Below are 19479 nucleotides of genomic sequence, written 5' to 3'. Positions count from 1 at the left end.
CGCATCTTGAACCTGGATCTCGACTGGATCCCGTGGCGCGATTACACGTTGCCGATCGGCGCCGCGGTAGTGCTCGGCTTCCTCGCCTGGTGGCTGTTGCTGCGCATCGCGCAGCGCATGCGCGGGCGCGACTACCGGCGCGCGCGCATCGTGCGCGTACTCAGCGTGCCGATGGCATTCCTGCTGCCGATGCTGATGCTCAGCTTCGCGCTGGAATCCACGCCGCTGGACGAGCGCGCGCTGACCGACCTGCAGCATCTGCTGCATATCGGCATGATCGGCTGCGTGACCTGGCTGCTGGTGCGCGGCGCCGCCGCGCTGGAAAAGGCGATCCTGCGCAGCTACCCGATCGAAGTGGCCGACAATCTGACCGCGCGGCGCATCCAGACCCAGACCCGGGTGCTGGCACGGGTGGCGATGGGCACGATCATCCTGCTCGGCACCTCGGTGGTGCTGCTGACCTTCCCGGCGGTGCGGCAGATCGGCACCACGCTGCTGGCCTCGGCCGGCATCATCGGCCTGGTCGCCGGTATCGCCGCCAAGCCGGTGTTCGGCAACCTGATCGCCGGCCTGCAGATCGCCTTGACCCAGCCGATCCGGCTCGATGACGTGGTCATCGTCGAAGGCGAGTGGGGCCGCATCGAGGAGATCGGTAGTTCCTACGTGGTGGTGCGGATCTGGGACGAGCGGCGCATGGTGGTGCCGTTGACCTGGTTCATCGAGAACCCGTTCCAGAACTGGACGCGCAGCAGCGCCGATCTGCTCGGCACCGCGTTCCTGTGGCTGGATTACCGCACGCCGATGCCGCAGCTGCGCGCCGAACTGGAGCGGATCTGCAAGAGCGAACCGCTGTGGGATGGCCGCGTCTGCGTGACCCAGGTGACCGAGACCAGCGAGAGCACGATCCAGGTGCGCCTGCTGGTCAGCGCGCGCAACTCCGGCGATGCGTTCGACCTGCGCTGCATCGTGCGCGAACGGATGATCGATTTCCTGACCCGCGAACATCCATATGCCTTGCCGAGGATGCGCGCGGAGATTTCCTCGGACACCGCGCGCGCGGCCCCGCGGCCGCCATCGACGACCAGCGACTCGGCGGCGATGCGCTCGCCCGGCGCCGAGGATGGCGCGCCGGCGGCGACAGTGGCGCAGGATCCGGACGCGCCGCGGCCGGATACGGCATAGCGTCGCGTTGCGTCGTGTCGTCGTTGCGGCAGGCGCCTGCAGTGTCCACGCGTTGTTGGTGACGCGTGGATTCTCAAACCTGTAGGAGCGGCTTCAGCCGCGACCGGCGCTTTCCTGGTAAGTCTCGGTCGCGGCTGAAGCCGCTCCTACAGGGGCGTTCTTCGCCAACCCCTGTCGATGGGGTGCGCCTTGGCGCCGTTGCGGCGCTATCCGCTTTACGGATGCTCCGTGGTCTGCGGCAGCATCGGCAAGAATGTCGGCGGCGTGCGTGCGCGGCTGCGCTGTTCGTAGGCGTAGCCCAGTTCGATCAGGCGCGGTTCGCTCCAGGCGCCGCCGATGAACACCAAGCCCAGCGGCAGGCCGTCGCTGGCGCCCATCGGCACCGTCAGGCTCGGATAGCCGGCCACTGCGGCCGCACCGTAGCTGGCGCCGGGGAAGTCGTCGCCGCCGACAGGGTCGGTCTTCCAGGCGCGGCCGGTGGTCGGCGCGATCAGCGCATCCAGCCGCTGCGCGCGCAGCGCCGCATCGATGCCGTCCGGGCCGGCCAGGCGTTTCGCCTTCTCCCGCGCTTGCAGGTAGGCCGGGTCGTCGAGGCCGCGGGTGGCCTGCGCCTGTTCGAACAGGGCCTGGTCGAAATGCGCCAGCTCGCGCTCGGCATGCGCGCGATTGAACGCGATCAGTTGCGCCAGGGTACGCAGCGGCGCCTGGCGCGTGTCGAGGTAATGCTCCAGCCCGGCCTTGAACTCGGTCAGCAATACGCTCAGTTCGGCGTCGTCCCATTGCCCTGCGGTGGGGATCTGCGCATCGACCACGGTGGCGCCGGCGGCGCGCAACGTGGCGACCGCGCGCGCCTGCGTCGCGGCGATGTCCGGGGTCTGGGTCAGCGGCGAGGGCAGCAGGCCGATGCGCGCGCCGCGCAGCGCGTCGCGGCGCAGATGCGCGGCGTAGTCGTAGCCGGAGGGGCGCGGTGCCGCGGCGGTGGCCGGGTCGGCAGTGTCGGGTGCGGCCAGCACGCTCAGCAGCGTCGCCGCATCGGCCACGCTGCGGGTCATCGGCCCGGCGGTGTCCTGGCTGGCGGAGATCGGGATGATGCCGTCGCGGCTGACCAGGCCCACGGTCGGTTTCAGTCCGACTAGGCCGTTCACCGCGGCCGGGCAGACGATGCTGCCGTCGGTCTCGGTGCCGATGCCGGCCGTGGCCAGATTGGCCGACACCGCCACGCCGGTGCCGGCGCTGGAGCCGCAGGGGTTGCGATCGAGCACGTACGGGTTGCGGGTCTGCCCGCCGCGCGCGCTCCAGCCCGAGCTGGATTTGCTGGAACGGAAGTTGGCCCACTCGCTGAGGTTGCTCTTGCCCAGGATCACCGCGCCGGCCTGGCGCAGGCGCTGCACCAGGAAGGCGTCGTGCGGCGGATGGAACTCGGCCAGTGCCAGCGAGCCTGCCGAGTTGGCCATCGGTCGCGCATCGATGTTGTCCTTCAGCACCAGCGGGATGCCGTGCAGCGGGCCGCGCAGATGCCCGGCGCGGCGTTCGGCGTCCAGCTGCCGGGCTTCGTCCAGGGCGTGCGGATTGCGCTCGATGAGCGCGTGCAGCGCCGGTCCTTGCCGGTCCAACGCATCGATCCGCTGCAGGTAGGCCGCGGTCAGGCTGGCGCTGTCGAGCGTGCCGCGCGCCATCTGCGCCTGCAGCGTGGCGATGTCGGCTTCGGCATGGGCGAACGCGGCCGACGTGGGCGGCGGCGTGGCGACGGTGGTGTCGGGCAGCGCGGCGTGCCGGCAGCCGGCGAGGGCGCCGCACAGCAACAGGACGGGCAGCAGACGCATCGGCGCATTCCCCGGGAGTCGTTCTCCAGGAGGCTACGCAGCGCTATGGGGATTGGCAAACCGGTGCGGGCGTTTGCCCGCATGCGCTCAGTGCGCGGGACGCCGCCGGCGCCGGACCAGGTCGCGGGCCAGGATCCCGACCACGGCGAGGTTGATCGCCAGCACCGCCCATGCGGCCCAGCCGGGATGGCGCACGATCGCGTAGATGTCGAACGGCAGATAGATGGCGGCGGAGATGCAGCCCAGCATCGACGCCCAGGCCTTGGCGCGCCACAGGCCCCAGGCTTCGACGATGTGCAGCACGCCGTAGGCGAGCATGCCGGCGGCGGCAAGATGCACCGCGCCGGGATTGATCATGGTGAGCAGCGACGGCAGCGCGCCGTGCTCGGGGTCCAGGCTGAAGCGGACGATCAGCCGGCCCACCGCCGCACGCAGCGGCAGCGGACCCATCAGTTCCAGACCCGTGGCCGCGAGCACCGCCAGCAGGCCTTTGCCGGCCTCCAGCAGTGCGATCAGGTGCAGGCCCGGATGCGCATGCGGATCCGGGTTGTACGCCTTCTTGCTGGCCACGGGAACTCGGCGATCAGCCGCCGCGACCGGCGCGCTTGCGATCGCTTTCGGTCAGGAACTTCTTGCGCAGGCGGATTTCCTTCGGGGTGACTTCGACCAGCTCGTCGTCCTCGATGAAGTCCAGCGCCTGCTCCAGCGTGTACTTGATCGCCGGGGTCAGCTTGATCGCATCGTCCTTGCCCGAGGCGCGCATGTTGGTCAGCGGCTTGGTCTTGATCGCGTTGACGGTCAGATCGTTGTCCTTGGAGTGGATACCGATCAGCTGGCCTTCGTACACGTTGTCGCCTTCGGCGGCGAACAGGCGGCCACGCTCTTCCAGCGGCCCCAGCGAGTAGGCGGGGGTGGCGCCGGCGGCGTTGGCGATCATCACGCCGTTCTGGCGCTTGGCGATGGCGCCCTGTTCCTTCGGGCCGTAATGGTCGAACACGTGGAACAGCAGGCCCGAGCCCTGGGTCAGGGTGCGGAACTCGTTCTGGAAGCCGATCAGGCCACGCGCCGGGATCATGTAGTCCAGGCGCACGCGGCCCTTGCCGTCCGGCTCCATGTTCTTCAGCTGGCCCTTGCGCACGCCCAGCTTCTCCATCACGCCGCCCTGGTGCTGCTCTTCGATGTCCACCACCAACTGCTCGACCGGCTCCATCAGCTTGCCGTCGATTTCCTTGACGATGACTTCCGGGCGCGACACGGCCAGCTCGAAGCCTTCGCGGCGCATGTTCTCGATCAGCACCGACAGGTGCAGCTCGCCGCGGCCGGAGACCAGGAACTTGTCCGGGTCCGAACCTTCCTCGACCTTCAGCGCGACGTTGTGCAGCGTCTCGCGCTCCAGGCGCTCGCGGATCTGGCGGCTGGTGATGAACTTGCCGCCGCTGTGTTCCTTGCTGCCGGCGAACGGCGAGTTGTTGACCTGGAAGGTCATCGAGATGGTCGGCTCGTCCACGGTCAGCGCCGGCAGCGCTTCCGGGGTATCGAGCGCGCAGATGGTGTCGGAGATGCTCATGTCGGCGACGCCGGAGATGGCGACGATGTCGCCGGCCTCGGCCTCTTCCACTTCCACCCGCTCCAGGCCCATGAAGCCCAGCACCTGCAGGATCTTGCCCTGGCGCTTCTTGCCTTCGCGGTCGACGATGCTGACCGGCATGTTCTTCTTGACCTTGCCGCGCTGGATGCGGCCGATGCCGATCAGGCCGACGAAGTTGTTGTAGTCCAGCTGGCTGATGCGCATCTGGAACGGACCGTCCGGGTCCACCTGCGGCGGCGCCACGTGCTTCATGATCGCTTCGTACAGCGGGGTCATGTCGCCTTCGCGGGCGCTGTCGTCCAGGCTCGCGTAGCCGTGCAGCGCCGAGGCGTAGACGATCGGGAAGTCGAGCTGCTCGTTGGTCGCGCCGAGCTTGTCGAACAGGTCGAACACCTGGTCGATCACCCAATCCGGACGCGCGCCGGGGCGGTCGATCTTGTTGACCACCACGATCGGCTTGAAGCCCATCGCGAAGGCCTTCTGGGTCACGAAGCGGGTCTGCGGCATCGGCCCGTCCATCGCGTCGACCAGGATCAGCACCGAGTCCACCATCGACAGCACACGCTCCACTTCGCCGCCGAAGTCGGCGTGTCCGGGGGTGTCGACGATGTTGATGCGGTTGCCCTGCCAGGTGATGGCCGTGTTCTTGGCCAGGATCGTGATGCCACGTTCCTTTTCCTGATCGTTGCTGTCCATCACGCGCTCGGCCAGCACCGTGCGCTCGGAGAGGGTGCCGGACTGCTTCAGCAGGCAGTCGACGAGAGTGGTCTTGCCATGATCGACGTGGGCGACGATGGCGATATTGCGAAGATTTTCGATGGACATGCGAAAGGGGGCCAACCGGCGCCAGAAAGGAAGGAGAGTAAGCCCGCTATTATACCTGTATCCGGACGCGCCTGCCGGTTCAGGATTCAGGCGGCGGCGATGGCGCTGTCGGCGGTGCCGGAAGCGGGCCAAACAGGCCGCCGTGTATCCTATGCGCCCCAAATGACGCCCCCGTTTCCAAGGAATCCCATGTCCCTGATCGCCCATTTCGACACCGCCCGCGGCCCGATCACGATCGAGCTGTACCCCGACAAGGCGCCGCTGACCGTGGCCAACTTCGTGAACCTGGCCAAGCGCGGCTTCTACGACGGGCTGAGCTTCCACCGCGTGATCGCCGATTTCATGATCCAGGGCGGCTGCCCGGAAGGCTCCGGCCGCGGCGGCCCGGGCTACCGGTTCGAGGACGAGACCGACAACGGCGTGCGCCACGAGCGCGGCGTGCTGTCGATGGCCAATGCCGGTCCCAGCACCAACGGCAGCCAGTTCTTCATCACCCACACCGCCACCCCATGGCTGGACGGCAAGCACACCGTGTTCGGCAAGGTGACCCAGGGTCTGGACGTGGTCGACAGCGTCGCCCAGGGCGATGCGATCAACAAGATCACCATCGAAGGCGACACCGATGCGGTGCTGGCGGCCAAGGCCGACCGCGTCGCCGAGTGGAACCGCCTGCTCGACGCCTGAGTGCCGTCGCGACCGGCCCTGGCGGCCGGTCGCAGATGGCCTGCGTGCTAACATTTCCCGGTTGCTTGCCGCGCCCGACCCTCGATGACGATGCGTCCCCTTTTGCTGTGTTTGCTGCTGCTGGTAATCGGTGGCGGCATTCACGCGTGGTGGCGCAGTTCCGGGGCGACCCCGGCGCCGGCAGCGCTGGCGGCCGGCGATCCGCGGCTGCTCACCGGCGCGGACGGCATCGTCATGCTGGCCGCCGACTGGTGCGGCTACTGCCGCCGGCAACAGGCCGATTTCGAACGTGCCCAGGTCCGCTACCGCGTGCTCGATGTGGAGCAGGAGGAGGGCCGCCTGGCCGCCGCCGCGCTGGGCCGCGAAGGCGTGCCGATCACGGTGATCGGCCAGCACGTCATCGACGGCTACGACACTGCCGCCCTGGACGCGCACCTGCAGCCGCTCGGCTACCGCGTCTACTGATTCCCTTATCCCTTTTTTAGCAGAGGAACCCCCCATGAAGACACCCGTACGTGTTGCTGTGACCGGCGCTGCCGGCCAGATCGGCTATGCCCTGCTGTTCCGTATCGCTTCCGGCGAAATGCTGGGCAAGGACCAGCCGGTGATCCTGCAGCTGCTCGAGCTGCCGATGGAGAAGGCCCAGGCCGCGCTGAAGGGCGTGATGATGGAGCTGGAAGACTGCGCGTTCCCGCTGCTGGCCGGCATGGTCGGCACCGACGATGCCGAAGTGGCGTTCAAGGACGCCGACGTCGCCCTGCTGGTCGGCGCGCGTCCGCGCGGCCCGGGCATGGAGCGCAAGGACCTGCTGCTGGAGAACGCCAAGATCTTCACCGCGCAGGGCGCGGCGCTGAACAAGGTCGCCAGCCGCAACGTCAAGGTGCTGGTGGTCGGCAACCCGGCCAACACCAACGCCTACATCGCGATGAAGTCGGCACCGGACCTGAACCCGAAGAACTTCACCGCCATGTTGCGCCTGGACCATAACCGCGCGCTGAGCCAGCTGGCCGGCAAGCTCGGCAAGCCGGTCGGCGGCATCGAGAAGCTGGTGGTGTGGGGCAACCACAGCCCGACCATGTACCCGGACTACCGCTTCGCCACCGTCGAGGGCGCGTCCATTGCCGATGCGATCAACGACCAGGAGTGGAACGCCGGCACCTTCATCCCGACCGTGGGCAAGCGTGGTGCGGCGATCATCGAGGCGCGCGGCTCGTCCTCGGCCGCCTCGGCCGCCAACGCCGCCATCGACCACGTGCGCGACTGGGTGCTGGGCAGCAACGGCAAGTGGGTGACCATGGGCGTGCCGTCCGACGGCTCCTACGGCATCCCGGAAGGCGTGATGTTCGGCTTCGCGGTGACCACCGAGAACGGCGAGTACACCCTGGTCAAGGATCTGCCGATCGACGACTTCAGCCAGAAGTACATCGACAAGACCCTGGCCGAGCTGGAAGAAGAGCGCAGCGGCGTGGCCCACCTGCTGGGCTGATCGCGCGCGAGCGCGGTACCGAAGACGCCGGGCTTGCCCGGCGTTTTTTTTGGTCGGCCGGTGCGTCGCCTCGCGGCGTGGGCGCATGCGCGATTGTTCCCAACGCGCAATCGGCAGCGTTTAGAATGCGCGACTCGAAACGGGCATGGAACGCACGAATGAACCAACGGATGTGGTGCTTGCTGCTGCTGATGGCGGCGGCATTGGGATGGTCGGGATCGGCCAAGGCCTGGCAGTCCTGCCAGGACGTGGTGGTCGGCATGTACGCCAACAATCAGCCCGTGCTGCAGAGCCAGTGCGAGTGGTTGGCCGGCGCGGTCGCGCTGGATCCGGCGAGCCGGGCGATGGGATCGGTGTGGAACTACAGCGACGCCGACCAAGCCAAGGCGGCGGCGCAACGCGACTGCGGACCGTCCTGCCTGGTGGTGAGTTTCTACGACGATTACTTCTACCTGGCCGCTTCCGACGACGACGCCATCGGCTACGCCGCGACGGCGGACGAGGCGGTGCGGCAATGCGTGCTGGCCAGGCCCGGTGCGCGCTGCGACGTCGTGGTCTCGGCCGGCAGCGGCGGCCGCGCGGTGTACTGGCCCTTCAGCGCGCTCGGCTACAACGGCAAGCAGCAGAAGGCCTACGCCACGGCCGGCGGCGCGCGCCGCCGCGACGCCCGGCAGACCGTGCTGCAGCTGTGCGGTGGCGAGCCGGATTGCTTTGCCTACGTGCACCAGCTTGCCCATGCGGCGATGGCCCTCGGCGCAGACGGCCAGCTGTATGCCTCCGAAGGCAACAGCGCCGGACAGGCGCGTCGGGCCGCGAAAAAATATTGCGCCGCCGAGCAGGGCGGCAAGGCCAAGTGCGAGATCGTGGCAGAGACTGGCAAGGCCGCGCACTAGGGCGCCGCGTCGGCGCTGCTCGCGGCGGCCCTGCGGCGCACCGTTGTGCTACGTTTCCTCGGCCATTCGCCAGGGGAACAACCTCATGCTCGTGCCGTATCGCTGGATCGGGGTGCTGGCCGTCGCCAGCCTGTTGCCGCTCGCCGCTGAGGCCGCCGACAGCGGTTACCGGCAGCCGCCCGAGCCGTTGCTGGGGGTGATGCGCGCGCCGCTGAATCCGTCGCCGCGCCTGGATCCCACCGGCAAGACCCTGCTGCTGGTGCAGCGCACCCAGTATCCGCCGATCGCGCGCGTCGCCGAGCCGTACCTGAAGCTGGCCGGCGTGCGTGTGGAGCCGCGCAGCCACAGCCGCCACGACATGTCCAACGGCTACGGCATCCGCGCCTGCCTGGAAGGCTTCAGTCTGGTCGACGTGGCCAGCGGCAAGCAGACCGCGGTGACCTTGCCGGCCGGTGCCTGTCCGGCGCTGCCGGTGTGGTCGCCGGACGGGCGCCGTTTCGCCTTCAACAACACCGCCGCCGACCGCGTCGAGCTGTGGCTGGGCGACGTCGCCACCGGCAACGTGCGCCGCATCGACGGTGTGCAGCTCAACCCGGTGCTGGGCGGCGAGATCCAGTGGCTGGGCGGCAGCGACACGCTGTTGCTGAAGACCGTGCCGCAGGATCTGGGCGCGGCGCCGCGCAAGGCCGCGGTGCCGCCGGGACCGGAGGTCAAGGAAACCATCCAGGGCAAAGGTGAGAGCAGCACCTACGAGGCGCGCGACACGCTGTCCAGTCCCGAGGACGAGGCGCTGTTCGCCTACTACGCCACCTCGCAGTTGCTCACCGTCGATGCGGCCAGCGGCAAGCAGAGCAAGGTCGGCGCGCCGGCGGTCTATACCGCGGTCGATGGCGCGCCCGATGGCCGCCATGTGCGCGTGGAGCGGCTCAAGCGGCCGTATTCCTACGTCACCACCTATGCGCGTTTCGCCCACGATGTGGCGGTGCTGGATCTGTCCAATGGCGGCGAGCGCGTGCTGGCCGATCTGCCGGTCGCCGACCGGGTGCCGGTGCAGGGCGTGCCGACCGGCCCGCGTGCGTACTCGTGGCGGGCCAACCAGCCGGCCACGCTGGTCTGGGCCGAGGCGCTGGACGGCGGCGACTGGAAGGCCACCGTGCCCGCGCGCGACAAGCTGCTGATCCTGGCGGCGCCGTTCACCGCCAAGCCGCGCGAACTGGCGCGGGTGACCCAGCGCTACGCCGGCCTGTCCTGGTTCGCCCAGGGCGGGCAGGCGCTGCTGGACGAATACGACGAGAACCGCCACTGGCGGCGCACCACGCTGCTCGACGCCGACCGCCCCGGCACGCCCGGCCGCGTGCTGTTCGATCTGTCCACCGACGACCTGTACGCCGATCCCGGCACTCCGGAACTGCGCGTGCTGGCCAACGGCGAGGCCGTGCTGCACGAGGACCGCGGCGCGCTGTTCCTGAGCGGGCAGGGCGCCACGCCGGCCGGCGACCGCGCGTTCCTGGACCGCTACGAGCTGGCCAGCGGCAAGACCGAGCGCCTGTTCCGCAGCGATGCCAGCGTCGACGAGGTGTTCGCCGGGTTCGCCGGCGACGACACCACCCGGCTGCTGACCTGGCGCCAGTCGCCGACCGATCCGCCGAACGTGTACCTGCGCGCGCTGGGCCAGGCGCAGCCCGCTGCGGCGGCGGGCGAAGCGGTCTACGCATCGAGCGTCGCGCCGGTCACCCGCTTCCCCGATCCGACGCCGCTGGTACGGCAGATCAAGAAGCGCCTGGTGACCTATAAGCGCAAGGACGGGGTGGAACTGTCGTTCACCCTGTACACGCCGCCGGGCTACAAGGAAGGCACGCGGGTGCCGGCGATCCTGTACGCCTATCCGCTGGACTATGCCGACCCGTCCAAGGCCGGCCAGGTCAGCGGCGCCAACGAGCGCGATTTCACCCGCCTGAGCTCCTACCAGCTGCTGTTGCTGGCCGGCTACGCGATCATCGACGACACCGCGTTCCCGATCGTCGGCGATCCCAAGACCGCCTACGACACCTATCTGCAGCAGCTGGTGGACAACGCCACCGCGGCGGTGGACAAGGCGGTGGAACTGGGCGTGGTCGATCGGCAGCGGATCGGCGTCACCGGCCACAGCCACGGCGCGCTGATGGCGGCCAACCTGCTGGCGCATACCGACCTGTTCCGCGCCGGCGTGGCCACCAGCGGCAGCTACAACAAGACCCTGACCCCGTTCGGCTTCCAGAACGAACGGCGTTCGTTCTGGGCGGCGCCGGAGGTGTACGCGCAGGCCTCGGCGTTCTTCCACGCCGACAAGATCGACGAGCCGCTGCTGATCGTGCACGGCATGGACGACGCCAACCCCGGCACCGAAACCACCCAGGCGCCGCGGCTGTTCCAGGCGATCCGCGGCAACGGCGGTACCGCGCGGCTGGTGCTGCTGCCGTTCGAGCCGCACTGGTATAGCGCGCGCGAGTCCAACGAGGACGTGGTGGCCGAGATGCTGGAGTGGTTCGACCGCTACGTGAAGCATGCGCCGCCGCGTGCGGCGGCGGAGGCGAAAGCGGCAGCGCAGAAGCGGTAGTCGGCCGTGCCATGACTGTCCCTCGCTACCCCGGCACAGACATTCCCGTCCGCCGCGGCGACCTGGTCAAGTGGTTCGACGACGAAAGCCCATCCACAGTGCTCTTTGTGGTCAGCACCGGCGACTTTCCCCCGCAGGAAGACGCGGCCTCGAGGGAATGGTTTCGGTCGGAGTTCGGCCAAGGCGTCATGATCGACACTCCAAGCGCTGGTCGGGTGCTTGAGTCGGAAGACTGCGCGAACCTGACATTGGTGCGCTCGGTCGATGGGCACGCCTGACGATTGGTCCGGGCCGACGCCGCTTCGCAGCTCGGCTCGATTCAGGCATTCGGCCACCGGCGCCGTTCGACCAAGGTCGGACGACGCCACGCCGCGCAGGGACTATGCTCGGCGTGGGTGCATCGCCTTGGGAGGGGCCGCATGGACTACGCGACGCTGTACCGGCGCTCGATCGAGCAGCCGCAGGAGTTCTGGGCGGAGCAGGCCAAGGCGATCCACTGGCAGCGCCCGCCGCAGACGATCCTGGAATACGACCACCCGCCGTTCCGGCGCTGGTTCGGCGGCGGCCTGACCAACCTGTGCTACAACGCGGTCGACCGGCACCTGCCCGAGCGCGCCGCGCAGCTGGCGCTGGTAGCGGTGTCCAGCGAGACCGGGCAGACCCGCGAGTTCACTTACGCGCAGCTGCATGCGGAGGTCAACGCCTTCGCCGCGGTGCTGCTGCGCCTGGACGTGCAGCGAGGCGACCGCGTGGTCATCTACATGCCGAACATGGCCGAGGCGGTGTTCGCGATGCTGGCCTGCGCGCGCATCGGCGCGGTGCACTCGGTGGTGTTCGGCGGTTTCGCCGCGCACAACCTGGCGCTGCGCATCGACGATGCGGCGCCGAAGCTGCTGATCGCCGCCGATGCCGGCAGCCGCGGTGGCAAGATCATTCCCTACAAGCCGCTGGTCGATGCCGCCTGCGCGGAAGCCAGTGCGCCGCCGCCGAAGGTGTTGATCGTCTCGCGCGGGCTGGATCCGGCGCAGCCGCGCCGCGACGGGCGCGATGTGGACTACGCCGATCTGCGCGCGCAGGTCGGCGATACGCAGGTGCCGGTGACCTGGCTGGAATCCAACGAACCCAGCTACCTGCTGTATACCTCCGGCACCACCGGCAAGCCCAAGGGCGTGCAGCGCGACGTCGGCGGCTACGCGGTGGCGCTGGCGCTGTCGATGCGCACGGTGTTCGATTGCGCGCCCGGGCAGGCGATGTTCTCCACCTCCGATGTCGGCTGGGCGGTCGGCCATTCGTACAACGTGTACGGTCCGCTGATCGCCGGTTGCACCTCGCTGCTGTACGAAGGGTTGCCGGTCAATCCGGATCCGGGCGTGTGGTGGGCGCTGTGCGAGAAATACCGGGTGCGCACCATGTTCTCCTCGCCGACCGCGATCCGCGTATTGAAGAAGCATCCGGTCAGTCACATCCGCGACCACGACCTGAGCGCGTTGCAGTACCTGTTCCTGGCCGGCGAGCCGCTGGACGAGCCGACCGCGCTGTGGATCGGCGAGGCGCTGGGCAAACCGATCATCGACAACTACTGGCAGACCGAGACCGGCTGGCCGGCACTGACCTTGCTGCCGGGATTGGAAATGCGGCCGGTCAAACCGGGTTCGCCGGGCTTTCCCAATCTCGGTTACAAGATGAAGATCGTCGATCCGCAAGGCATCGAGGTGCCGGCCGGGCGCAAGGGCGTGCTGGTGATCGAGCCGCCGCTGCCGCCGGGCTGCATGACCACGGTGTGGAACGACGACGCGCGTTTCCTGCGCAGCTATTTCAGCCATTTCGATGAACTGCTGTACAGCTCGCTGGACTGGGCGATCCGCGACGACGACGGCTATACCTTCATCCTTGGCCGCACCGACGACGTGATCAATGTCGCCGGCCATCGCCTGGGCACGCGCGAGATCGAAGAAGCCATCGCCGGCCATGCGGATGTCGCCGAGGTGGCGGTGATCGGCATGCACGACGAACTGAAGGGACAGGTGCCGGTGGTCTTTGCCACGCTGAAACAGCAGGCATCGGCCGATGCCGTCGCCTCCATCGCCGAACAGTTGCGGCAATGCGTGGTGGAGCGGCTCGGTGCGGTGGCGCGGCCGGCGCAGGTGTATCTGGTGCAGGCATTGCCGAAGACGCGCTCGGGCAAGCTGCTGCGGCGTTCGCTGCAGGCGCTGGCCGAGCAGCGCGATCCCGGTGACCTGTCGACGCTGGACGATCCGGGCGCGCTCGACGAGATCCGTCGGGTGCTGGCGCGCTGAGGCGCCACTGCATCGCGCGACAAGCGCGCCGGCTGCCGCCGACGCGCGATCACAGGGGAGGGCGGTGAATGAGCGAGCGCTATGCCAAGACCGACGCCGGACGGCAGGAGATCGCGGACCGCGCGCGCCGGTTGCCGGCGCAACTGCGCTCGATCCTGCTGGTGGTGGATGGGCACAAGGACGACAGCGCGCTGCAGCAGATCGTCGCCGGCCTGCATGCGCCGGAAGACGCGTTGGCGCAGCTGCAGCAGATGGGCCTGATCGCCCGCGGCGGCGATGCGTCGATCTCGCCTGCGCCTGCAGCATCGCCATCGATATCGCCATCGAGCGCGCCGCCGGCCGCATCGGCGACGACGCTGGCCGATATCATCCATCCGTCGGCCAATCCTGGCGATACGCCGGTATCGCACGAAGCGGCGCAACGCTATTCGCATCTCTACGATGCGATGAGCGAAGCGGTGCGCAAGCATCTGGGGCTGAAGGGTTATTTCATGCAGTTGCGGATCGAGCGCTGCAGCGATGCCGCCGCGCTCGAAGCGCTGCTGCCGGAGTTCACCGCCGCACTGGGCAAGGCCAAGTCGCCAGCGCTGGCTGCGCGTTGGCTGCAGGATACGCTCGGCGGCGATCCGCAGTAGTCGAAGATCGAGCGCCGATGTCCATGTGCGATGGCGCGGAAGCGATACTCGCCGTTGTAGGAGCGGCTTCAGCCGCGACAGGTTCCATCGGATAAATCCTGTCGCGGCTGAAGCCGCTCCTACACGTTCGTTTGCGCGCAAACCGAGCGATAAAACCGTACTAACTGCCCCGCTTCAATTCAGGCCTTCGGCCTGCAGCGCCGCCTGCACTTGCGGATCGGCCGCCATGCGCGCGAAGAAGTCCTGCAAGTTGGCGCCTAGTTCGATCCTCAGCGCCTGCGCCCAGCGCAGGGTGACGAACAAATACGCATCGGCGATCGAACGCTGCGCGCCGGCGAGCCATGGCTGCGTCGCCAACTGCGCGTCCACGCGCGCGTACAGCGTACGCAAGCGTTCGCGCGCATGTTCCTGGGTGCGCGCGATCACCGCTGCGTCCTCAAGGTAGCGCGTGCTGCCGAACAACGGATGGAAGGCGGGATGCAGGTCGGCGTTGAGGAAGGCGAGCCAGCGCTGCACTTCGGCGCGGCTGTGCGCGCTGCCATCGCCGGCCAGCTGCGCCGCGGGCGCGATATCGGCGATGTAGTTGAGGATCGCCGAGTTCTGGGTCAGCACCCAAGCGTCCACCTGCAGCGCGGGCACCGCGCCGGCGGGATTGATCGCGAGATAGGCCGGTGCCTTCATCGACGCGGCGTCGAGCACTTCCAGTTCGAACGGCAGTTGCGCCCAGCGCAGCGCGATGTGGTCGGCCAGCGAGCAGGCACCGGGCTTGGCATACAGTTTCATTGCAGACTCCGCACGAACAAAGGGCCGGGAAGCGTACCCGGCCCTGTGTGCGCTTGGCGATAGCGCCGTACAGCCGGTCAGGACGCGTTGCGCGGCCGCAGTTTCTGCACGCGGTAGAACGTGTGGTCGCCGATCGTCGCCACCTGGTAGGCGTTGCGCCAGCTCGGGCTGGCGATCGCATGCGCGGCGAAGTGGCTGGCGCCGGGCACGATCTCCTTGCGCTGGCCTTGCGGCAGCGCCCAGTTGCGCTCGGCGGCGAAGGCGACGTTGACCGCATCGGCCCAGGCGTCGTCGTTCTTCAGTTCGGTGCCGGGTTTCACCAGGCCCGGCGCGAACTGTTTGCGCGCGGTGACCACCTGGCACATCGAGTTGCCCCACAGGCCGCTGTCCAGACGCCGCAGCGCCACTTCGGCGACCGCCTGCTGGCCGCGCAGCGTTTGGTCGCGCGCTTCCAGATAGACGGTAGTGCTCAAACACAACGAATCGGCGGCGGGTTGCGGCAGCAGTTGCGACAGCCAGAGGATCCAGGCCAGTTTCATATAACTCCTTGCTCCGTATGGGCCGTCATCGGGGCTGCGCCGGGTGGCGCGGCAAGGCGATGCGGCTTGGCGTCATGGGGAGGCGGCCTGTCACGGGTCGCCCGGGTGCCGGCGCAATTTGGAGGCCGGCAGATCCACCAAGATGGGTGGATCGGAAGTGGCGCGCACAATAGGCGCCGCTTCCCCAATCGCAACTGAACCCCGATTGTTGACAGGGTTCACGATCCGTGTGGCGCGCGCGGCGCGTGGCGCCGCGCGCGGAGGTAACGAAGCGTGGTGGATCCGCTGCAACGAGACTCAGGGAAACTGACCGCGCTGCATCAGCATCGCGTAGACCTTCACCACCGGATCGCGATGTCCGGCCAATTGCGCGAGCCGTTGCGCGCGGTCGGGCCAGCGCTGCATCTGCGCGGCGACCACGTGCAGATCGCCGAACCAGGTGTCGTGGTCCTGCGCGTAGTAGGGACCGGACAGCAACGACGCCATCAGCGCGACGCCGCGATCGCGCGACGTACCGCTCGGCGCATATTCCAGATAGCGCAGCAGTTCGCGCAACCGTGCACGCTGCACGCGGCCGCTGCCGTCGCCTGCCGCGGTTTGCTGCAGTACGCCATGGTCGAGCTGGTCGAGGAATTCGGCGGAGGCTTTTTCCAGCGCAGGGTCGTCCGCAGCGGCGTCGGGCAGCAGCAGTTGCGTGCGCATGTTGTAGCCAGCCTCGCGGATCAACGAGATCGCCTCGTCGTCGATCGATTCCTGCGCCACCGGCGGTGCCGGCGGGATGCGTTCGTCCGGCAGTTCGGCGACGAAACGCTGTTCGAGCAGCCAGTGGTTGCCGAGCAGGCTCGCCGGGCAACGCGCCTGCTCCAGATGCGCCGCGACATAAGTGCGATACGCCGCATGCAGCCGCTCGCGCAGCGCCGCGTCCTGCAGCCATTGCAGCAGCAGCGGCATGTCCGCGGCGACGCTCAGTTCGGTGGCGGTGAAGCCCGGATCGTTGCCGCGGATGCGCGCGAACATGCGCACCAGGCTGTCGGCGACCTGGGCCTGGCCGTTGCGCTCCAGCGTCGTGCTGGCGAGCACCATCTTCAGCGCCGGCGCCACGTCGGTTTCCCGTTGCGCCTTGTCCACGCGCTCGGCAAGCGACGCCGCCTGCGGCGCGGCCTGGGCGGGCTGCAGTGCGGTCGCCAGCGCGTAGGTGGGGCTGGGATCGTCGATCAGCTCGGCATCGCAGCCGGCGGCCTGTGGCGTCGGCTGCGCCGCGAACAACGCGGTCGCCTGTGCGGGAGACGTCGCGAGGATGCGCGCAGCGCGCGTTTGCAGCGACAGCCGGTCCAGGCCGGCGGTGTGGGTGTCGCGCAACTCGTTGTTGTGCTCTTCGCTGGCATAGCCGGCGCTGGCCAGGCCGGGCATGCGCCGCATCGCGCGTTCTGCCAGAACCGAGGCCTGTTGCGCCAGGCGCATCGCGGCGTCGCGGCGATCGCCGCTGGCCGTCGACGGCAGGTCCTTGGCGTCGGCGATGCGCAGCAACGTATCGGCCTGGAAATCGGCCGGTAGCGCCTGCGCCGCGGCAATGACCTCGCGCGCCGATGGGCCGGGCACGGTGTCGGTGGAAGACGGTGATGCGGACGGCATGTCGGTCGCAGAGGCGGCGCGCTGCGCGGATGCCGGCGCGGCGGCTGGCGCCGTTGCGGCGCGGGCGCCTTCCGCGGTCGCTGCGCGTTGCAACAGGAGCCAGCTCACGCCGGCGACGAGCAGCAGGACAAACAGGTGACGGAGACGTAGACGGTGAACGGGACGCATAGCGGATGCTTCCTGGGTGGAGAGTGCGGCGGGAAGCCGGGGAGCGAACTCCCCGGCTGGATCATGCCGCGATCACTCGTAGCGCGAGGTGTTACGGAAAATGTGCGAACGGGTGATGCTGAGCGGGTCGTCGCTGATGATGTTGGTGAAGCCGGCCAACGCCTGCACACCGAAGTCGGAGCGGTCGTCGGCGACTTCGTTGCCGAAGTACTTGGTGCGCGTCAGGTAGTCGCTCAGCGCCGCGCAGCAGGTCCCGTTACTGCGCACGAAGTGCTGGCCGTCGTGGCTGCCGAGGCGGTACTCGGGCACCGGCGAGAACGCACCGAGCGCGCGGTGATTGGCCTGCTCGCCGGCCAGCAGTTCGCCGGTCGGGTCGCTGCGGCGCGGTTGCTTGTTGCCGATTTCTAGCCAGGCGAAGCCTTTCTCGCCGCGGGCCTGTTCGATCCACGCATTGACGCGGCAGAACGGCGTGTTGGGGCTGATCGTTCCGCACAGGCCGGTGTAGCCGCCGTCGGCGAGCCTGTCCATGTCGCCGGCGTAGACGGTCGGTGCGAACGCCACGCCCTTGGTGTAACGGGTGATGTCGCTTGGCGTGCGCGGCAGCAGCGAGGCGCTGAACTTCAGTACCACCTGGTTCTGCATGCCCAAGTAGAGCGCCAGGTCGGCGGCGCGCGACACCGCGTCCAGGGTCTTCAGGTCCAGCACCACGACCATGTGATTGGCGCTGTGGTGCACGGCATCCAACGCGTTGGCCAGCGGCACCGGGCGGTAGTTGGTCTTGGCGAAGTTCTTGTCGCGCAGGAACGAATTGACCAGCTCGTGGCTGGTCATGGTGCGGATGTCCGGATTCCAGCCGTTGCCCGGCTCGAAGATGTTGAAGCTCGGCGAATGCGCGATCACGCGGCCGGCGTTCTGGTCGTGGAACAACCACGGCTGCCCGTCGGAGGACTGCTTGACGTCCAGTTCGATCGCTTCGATGTTGTTGTTGTAGGTGTTGAGGATGGAGCAGGTGGAATTTTCCGGGCAGCCGTTGGCGACCAGGCCACGATGCGCGATCACCGCGACGCTGGCGCGGTTGCCCTGGTAGGGGCTTTTCATGGCGTTGAGGATGTGTTGCGGATTCCAGTTGTTGGCGGCCGAGGCGAGGCCGGACAACACGGTCAGCGAGGCGCAGGCCAGTACTAGCGATAGGCGCTTGAAGCGTTTCTTGGAGGATTTCATGTGCTCTCCTGTTGGGAGTGGATGGACGTGACAAAGGCGCAATGACGCCGATGGCGGCCGACCGTGTTGGCTCGACCGTCGCGGCGAATCGCTCGGAACGACGGCTGCGCCATCCATGGGCGCGATCTGGCTGCATGCCGACCGTCTGGGGCTTGGTCCCTCGCGACGCGTTGCGACTGTCGCTGCGCCGCGAGGATTGAGATCGACGACGGCTACCGGTGAATGTCCGATTCGCGCAAGTAGCGTTGCAACGCCAATGGCTCGTCGGTCTGGATCATGCTCACCCCATGCGCGCGCAGCGCGCCCCAGACGCTGGCCGGATCGCGCAGCGCGCGCTGGTCGGTGTAGTTCGCCGACAGCCGCATCGGCCGGCCGCTGGCGATGTCGTTGGTCATCGTGTTGACGAACAGGCGCGTGCTTGGCGCCAGTTCGCGTTGGGCGATATCCAGCACCGCCGGATCGTCGAACATCAACTGCACTACCGCCGGACGCAGCGCGGCGGCTTGGCGCAGCGCCTGTTGCGGCGACAGCGCGGTGTCGCGTTGCAGGTACAGCACCTGCAGCGCGATGCCGGCCGCGTGCGCGCGTTGCAGCGCGGCCTGCGGCACGTCCAGCGGCACGTTCAACAGCACGTCGCGCTGCGCACCGGCCGCCTCGACCACGTCCATGACCTGGTCCAGCGCAGCGGCCTTGACGTCCAGGTTCACCAGTACCCGGCCGCGCGCCGCGGCCAGCGCCTGTGCCAGCGTCGGCGGGTGGCGTTCGGTCAGGGTGCTTCTGCGGCCGCCGCCGCGGCTGCGCACGCGCAACGCGCCGATCTGCGCCGCGTCCAGCTCGGCCACCGCACCATGGCCGTCGGTGGTGCGATCCACGCGCTCGTCGTGCATCAGCACCAGCTTGCCGTCGCGGGTGGTGCGCACGTCGACCTCGACCATATCCACGCCGTGTGCGATGCACGCGGCGATACCATCGAGGGTGTTCTCCGAGGCGAACTTCCAGCATGCGCGGTGCGACACCACCAGCGCATCGCCATGCGGATCGCGTAGGCGCTGCGGCAAATCCGTCGCCGTCGCCGTCATCAGCGGCAGCCAGATGGCCGCGCCCATCAGCAGTTTGCGGTAGCACAT

Annotated in this window: 17 protein-coding genes; 9 read left to right on the top strand and 8 right to left on the bottom strand. The window is 68.4% G+C overall.

The genetic code is table 11. The annotated features are described in order from the left end of the window. Positions 1-12 precede the first annotated feature (12 nt). Positions 13-1182, top strand: a complete 1170-nt coding sequence (locus tag HEP74_RS16075; RefSeq protein ID WP_185816667.1) for a mechanosensitive ion channel family protein — start codon at positions 13-15, stop codon at positions 1180-1182. A gap of 215 nt (positions 1183-1397) precedes the next feature. Here the strand turns inward: HEP74_RS16075 and HEP74_RS16070 are convergent, their stop codons facing one another. The 3 genes from HEP74_RS16070 to typA form a co-directional block, all read right to left on the bottom strand. After that, positions 1398-3005 carry an amidase gene (locus HEP74_RS16070; RefSeq protein WP_185813730.1) on the bottom strand — a complete coding sequence of 536 codons (1608 nt, stop codon included), beginning with the start codon at positions 3003-3005 and terminating at the stop codon, positions 1398-1400. An 87-nt stretch (positions 3006-3092) separates the two neighbouring features. Then, a complete protein-coding gene (locus tag HEP74_RS16065; RefSeq protein WP_185813729.1) occupies positions 3093-3575 on the bottom strand; it encodes a DUF2127 domain-containing protein in 483 nt (160 codons plus the stop codon). A gap of 13 nt (positions 3576-3588) precedes the next feature. Continuing rightward, positions 3589-5418: a translational GTPase TypA gene (gene typA / locus HEP74_RS16060; protein ID WP_003470617.1), complete on the bottom strand. Its 1830-nt coding sequence runs from the start codon at positions 5416-5418 to the stop codon at positions 3589-3591. Between the two features lie 189 nt (positions 5419-5607). Here typA and HEP74_RS16055 point away from each other — a divergent pair, with 189 nt between their 5' ends. From HEP74_RS16055 to HEP74_RS16020, 8 genes are all read left to right on the top strand, one after another. Continuing rightward, a complete protein-coding gene (locus HEP74_RS16055; RefSeq protein ID WP_185813728.1) occupies positions 5608-6102 on the top strand; it encodes a peptidylprolyl isomerase in 495 nt (164 codons plus the stop codon). Positions 6103-6192: 90 nt separating this feature from the next. Then, entirely contained in the window at positions 6193-6567 is a 375-nt protein-coding gene (locus HEP74_RS16050) for a glutaredoxin family protein (RefSeq protein ID WP_255427771.1), read from the top strand. 34 nt (positions 6568-6601) lie between these two features. Next, entirely contained in the window at positions 6602-7588 is a 987-nt protein-coding gene (locus HEP74_RS16045) for a malate dehydrogenase (protein WP_185813726.1), read from the top strand. Between the two features lie 158 nt (positions 7589-7746). Beyond that, the gene (locus HEP74_RS16040; RefSeq protein WP_185813725.1) at positions 7747-8481 is read left to right on the top strand and encodes a DUF4189 domain-containing protein; all 735 of its coding nucleotides are present in this window, start codon (positions 7747-7749) and stop codon (positions 8479-8481) included. Between the two features lie 85 nt (positions 8482-8566). Beyond that, positions 8567-11077: a S9 family peptidase gene (locus tag HEP74_RS16035; protein ID WP_185813724.1), complete on the top strand. Its 2511-nt coding sequence runs from the start codon at positions 8567-8569 to the stop codon at positions 11075-11077. An 11-nt stretch (positions 11078-11088) separates the two neighbouring features. After that, the gene (locus HEP74_RS16030) at positions 11089-11355 is read left to right on the top strand and encodes a hypothetical protein (RefSeq protein WP_185813723.1); all 267 of its coding nucleotides are present in this window, start codon (positions 11089-11091) and stop codon (positions 11353-11355) included. Between the two features lie 141 nt (positions 11356-11496). After that, positions 11497-13374, top strand: coding sequence for a propionate--CoA ligase (gene prpE / locus HEP74_RS16025; protein WP_185813722.1), 1878 nt, complete (start codon positions 11497-11499; stop codon positions 13372-13374). Between the two features lie 68 nt (positions 13375-13442). Next, positions 13443-14009: a hypothetical protein gene (locus HEP74_RS16020; protein WP_185813721.1), complete on the top strand. Its 567-nt coding sequence runs from the start codon at positions 13443-13445 to the stop codon at positions 14007-14009. Positions 14010-14183: 174 nt separating this feature from the next. Here the strand turns inward: HEP74_RS16020 and HEP74_RS16015 are convergent, their stop codons facing one another. The 5 genes from HEP74_RS16015 to HEP74_RS15995 form a co-directional block, all read right to left on the bottom strand. Continuing rightward, a complete protein-coding gene (locus HEP74_RS16015) occupies positions 14184-14792 on the bottom strand; it encodes a glutathione binding-like protein (RefSeq protein ID WP_185813720.1) in 609 nt (202 codons plus the stop codon). Between the two features lie 77 nt (positions 14793-14869). Beyond that, a complete protein-coding gene (locus tag HEP74_RS16010) occupies positions 14870-15331 on the bottom strand; it encodes a cell wall hydrolase (RefSeq protein WP_145701667.1) in 462 nt (153 codons plus the stop codon). 297 nt (positions 15332-15628) lie between these two features. Further along, a complete protein-coding gene (locus tag HEP74_RS16005) occupies positions 15629-16963 on the bottom strand; it encodes a hypothetical protein (RefSeq protein ID WP_255427770.1) in 1335 nt (444 codons plus the stop codon). 240 nt (positions 16964-17203) lie between these two features. Continuing rightward, positions 17204-18352: a glycerophosphodiester phosphodiesterase family protein gene (locus tag HEP74_RS16000; protein WP_185813718.1), complete on the bottom strand. Its 1149-nt coding sequence runs from the start codon at positions 18350-18352 to the stop codon at positions 17204-17206. A 212-nt stretch (positions 18353-18564) separates the two neighbouring features. After that, a complete protein-coding gene (locus HEP74_RS15995; RefSeq protein ID WP_185813717.1) occupies positions 18565-19479 on the bottom strand; it encodes a glycerophosphodiester phosphodiesterase family protein in 915 nt (304 codons plus the stop codon).

This window comes from Xanthomonas sp. SS, assembly GCF_014236835.1.
Taxonomy (GTDB): Bacteria; Pseudomonadota; Gammaproteobacteria; order Xanthomonadales; family Xanthomonadaceae; genus Xanthomonas_A.
This window is presented reverse-complemented; position numbering and strand designations above follow the sequence as displayed.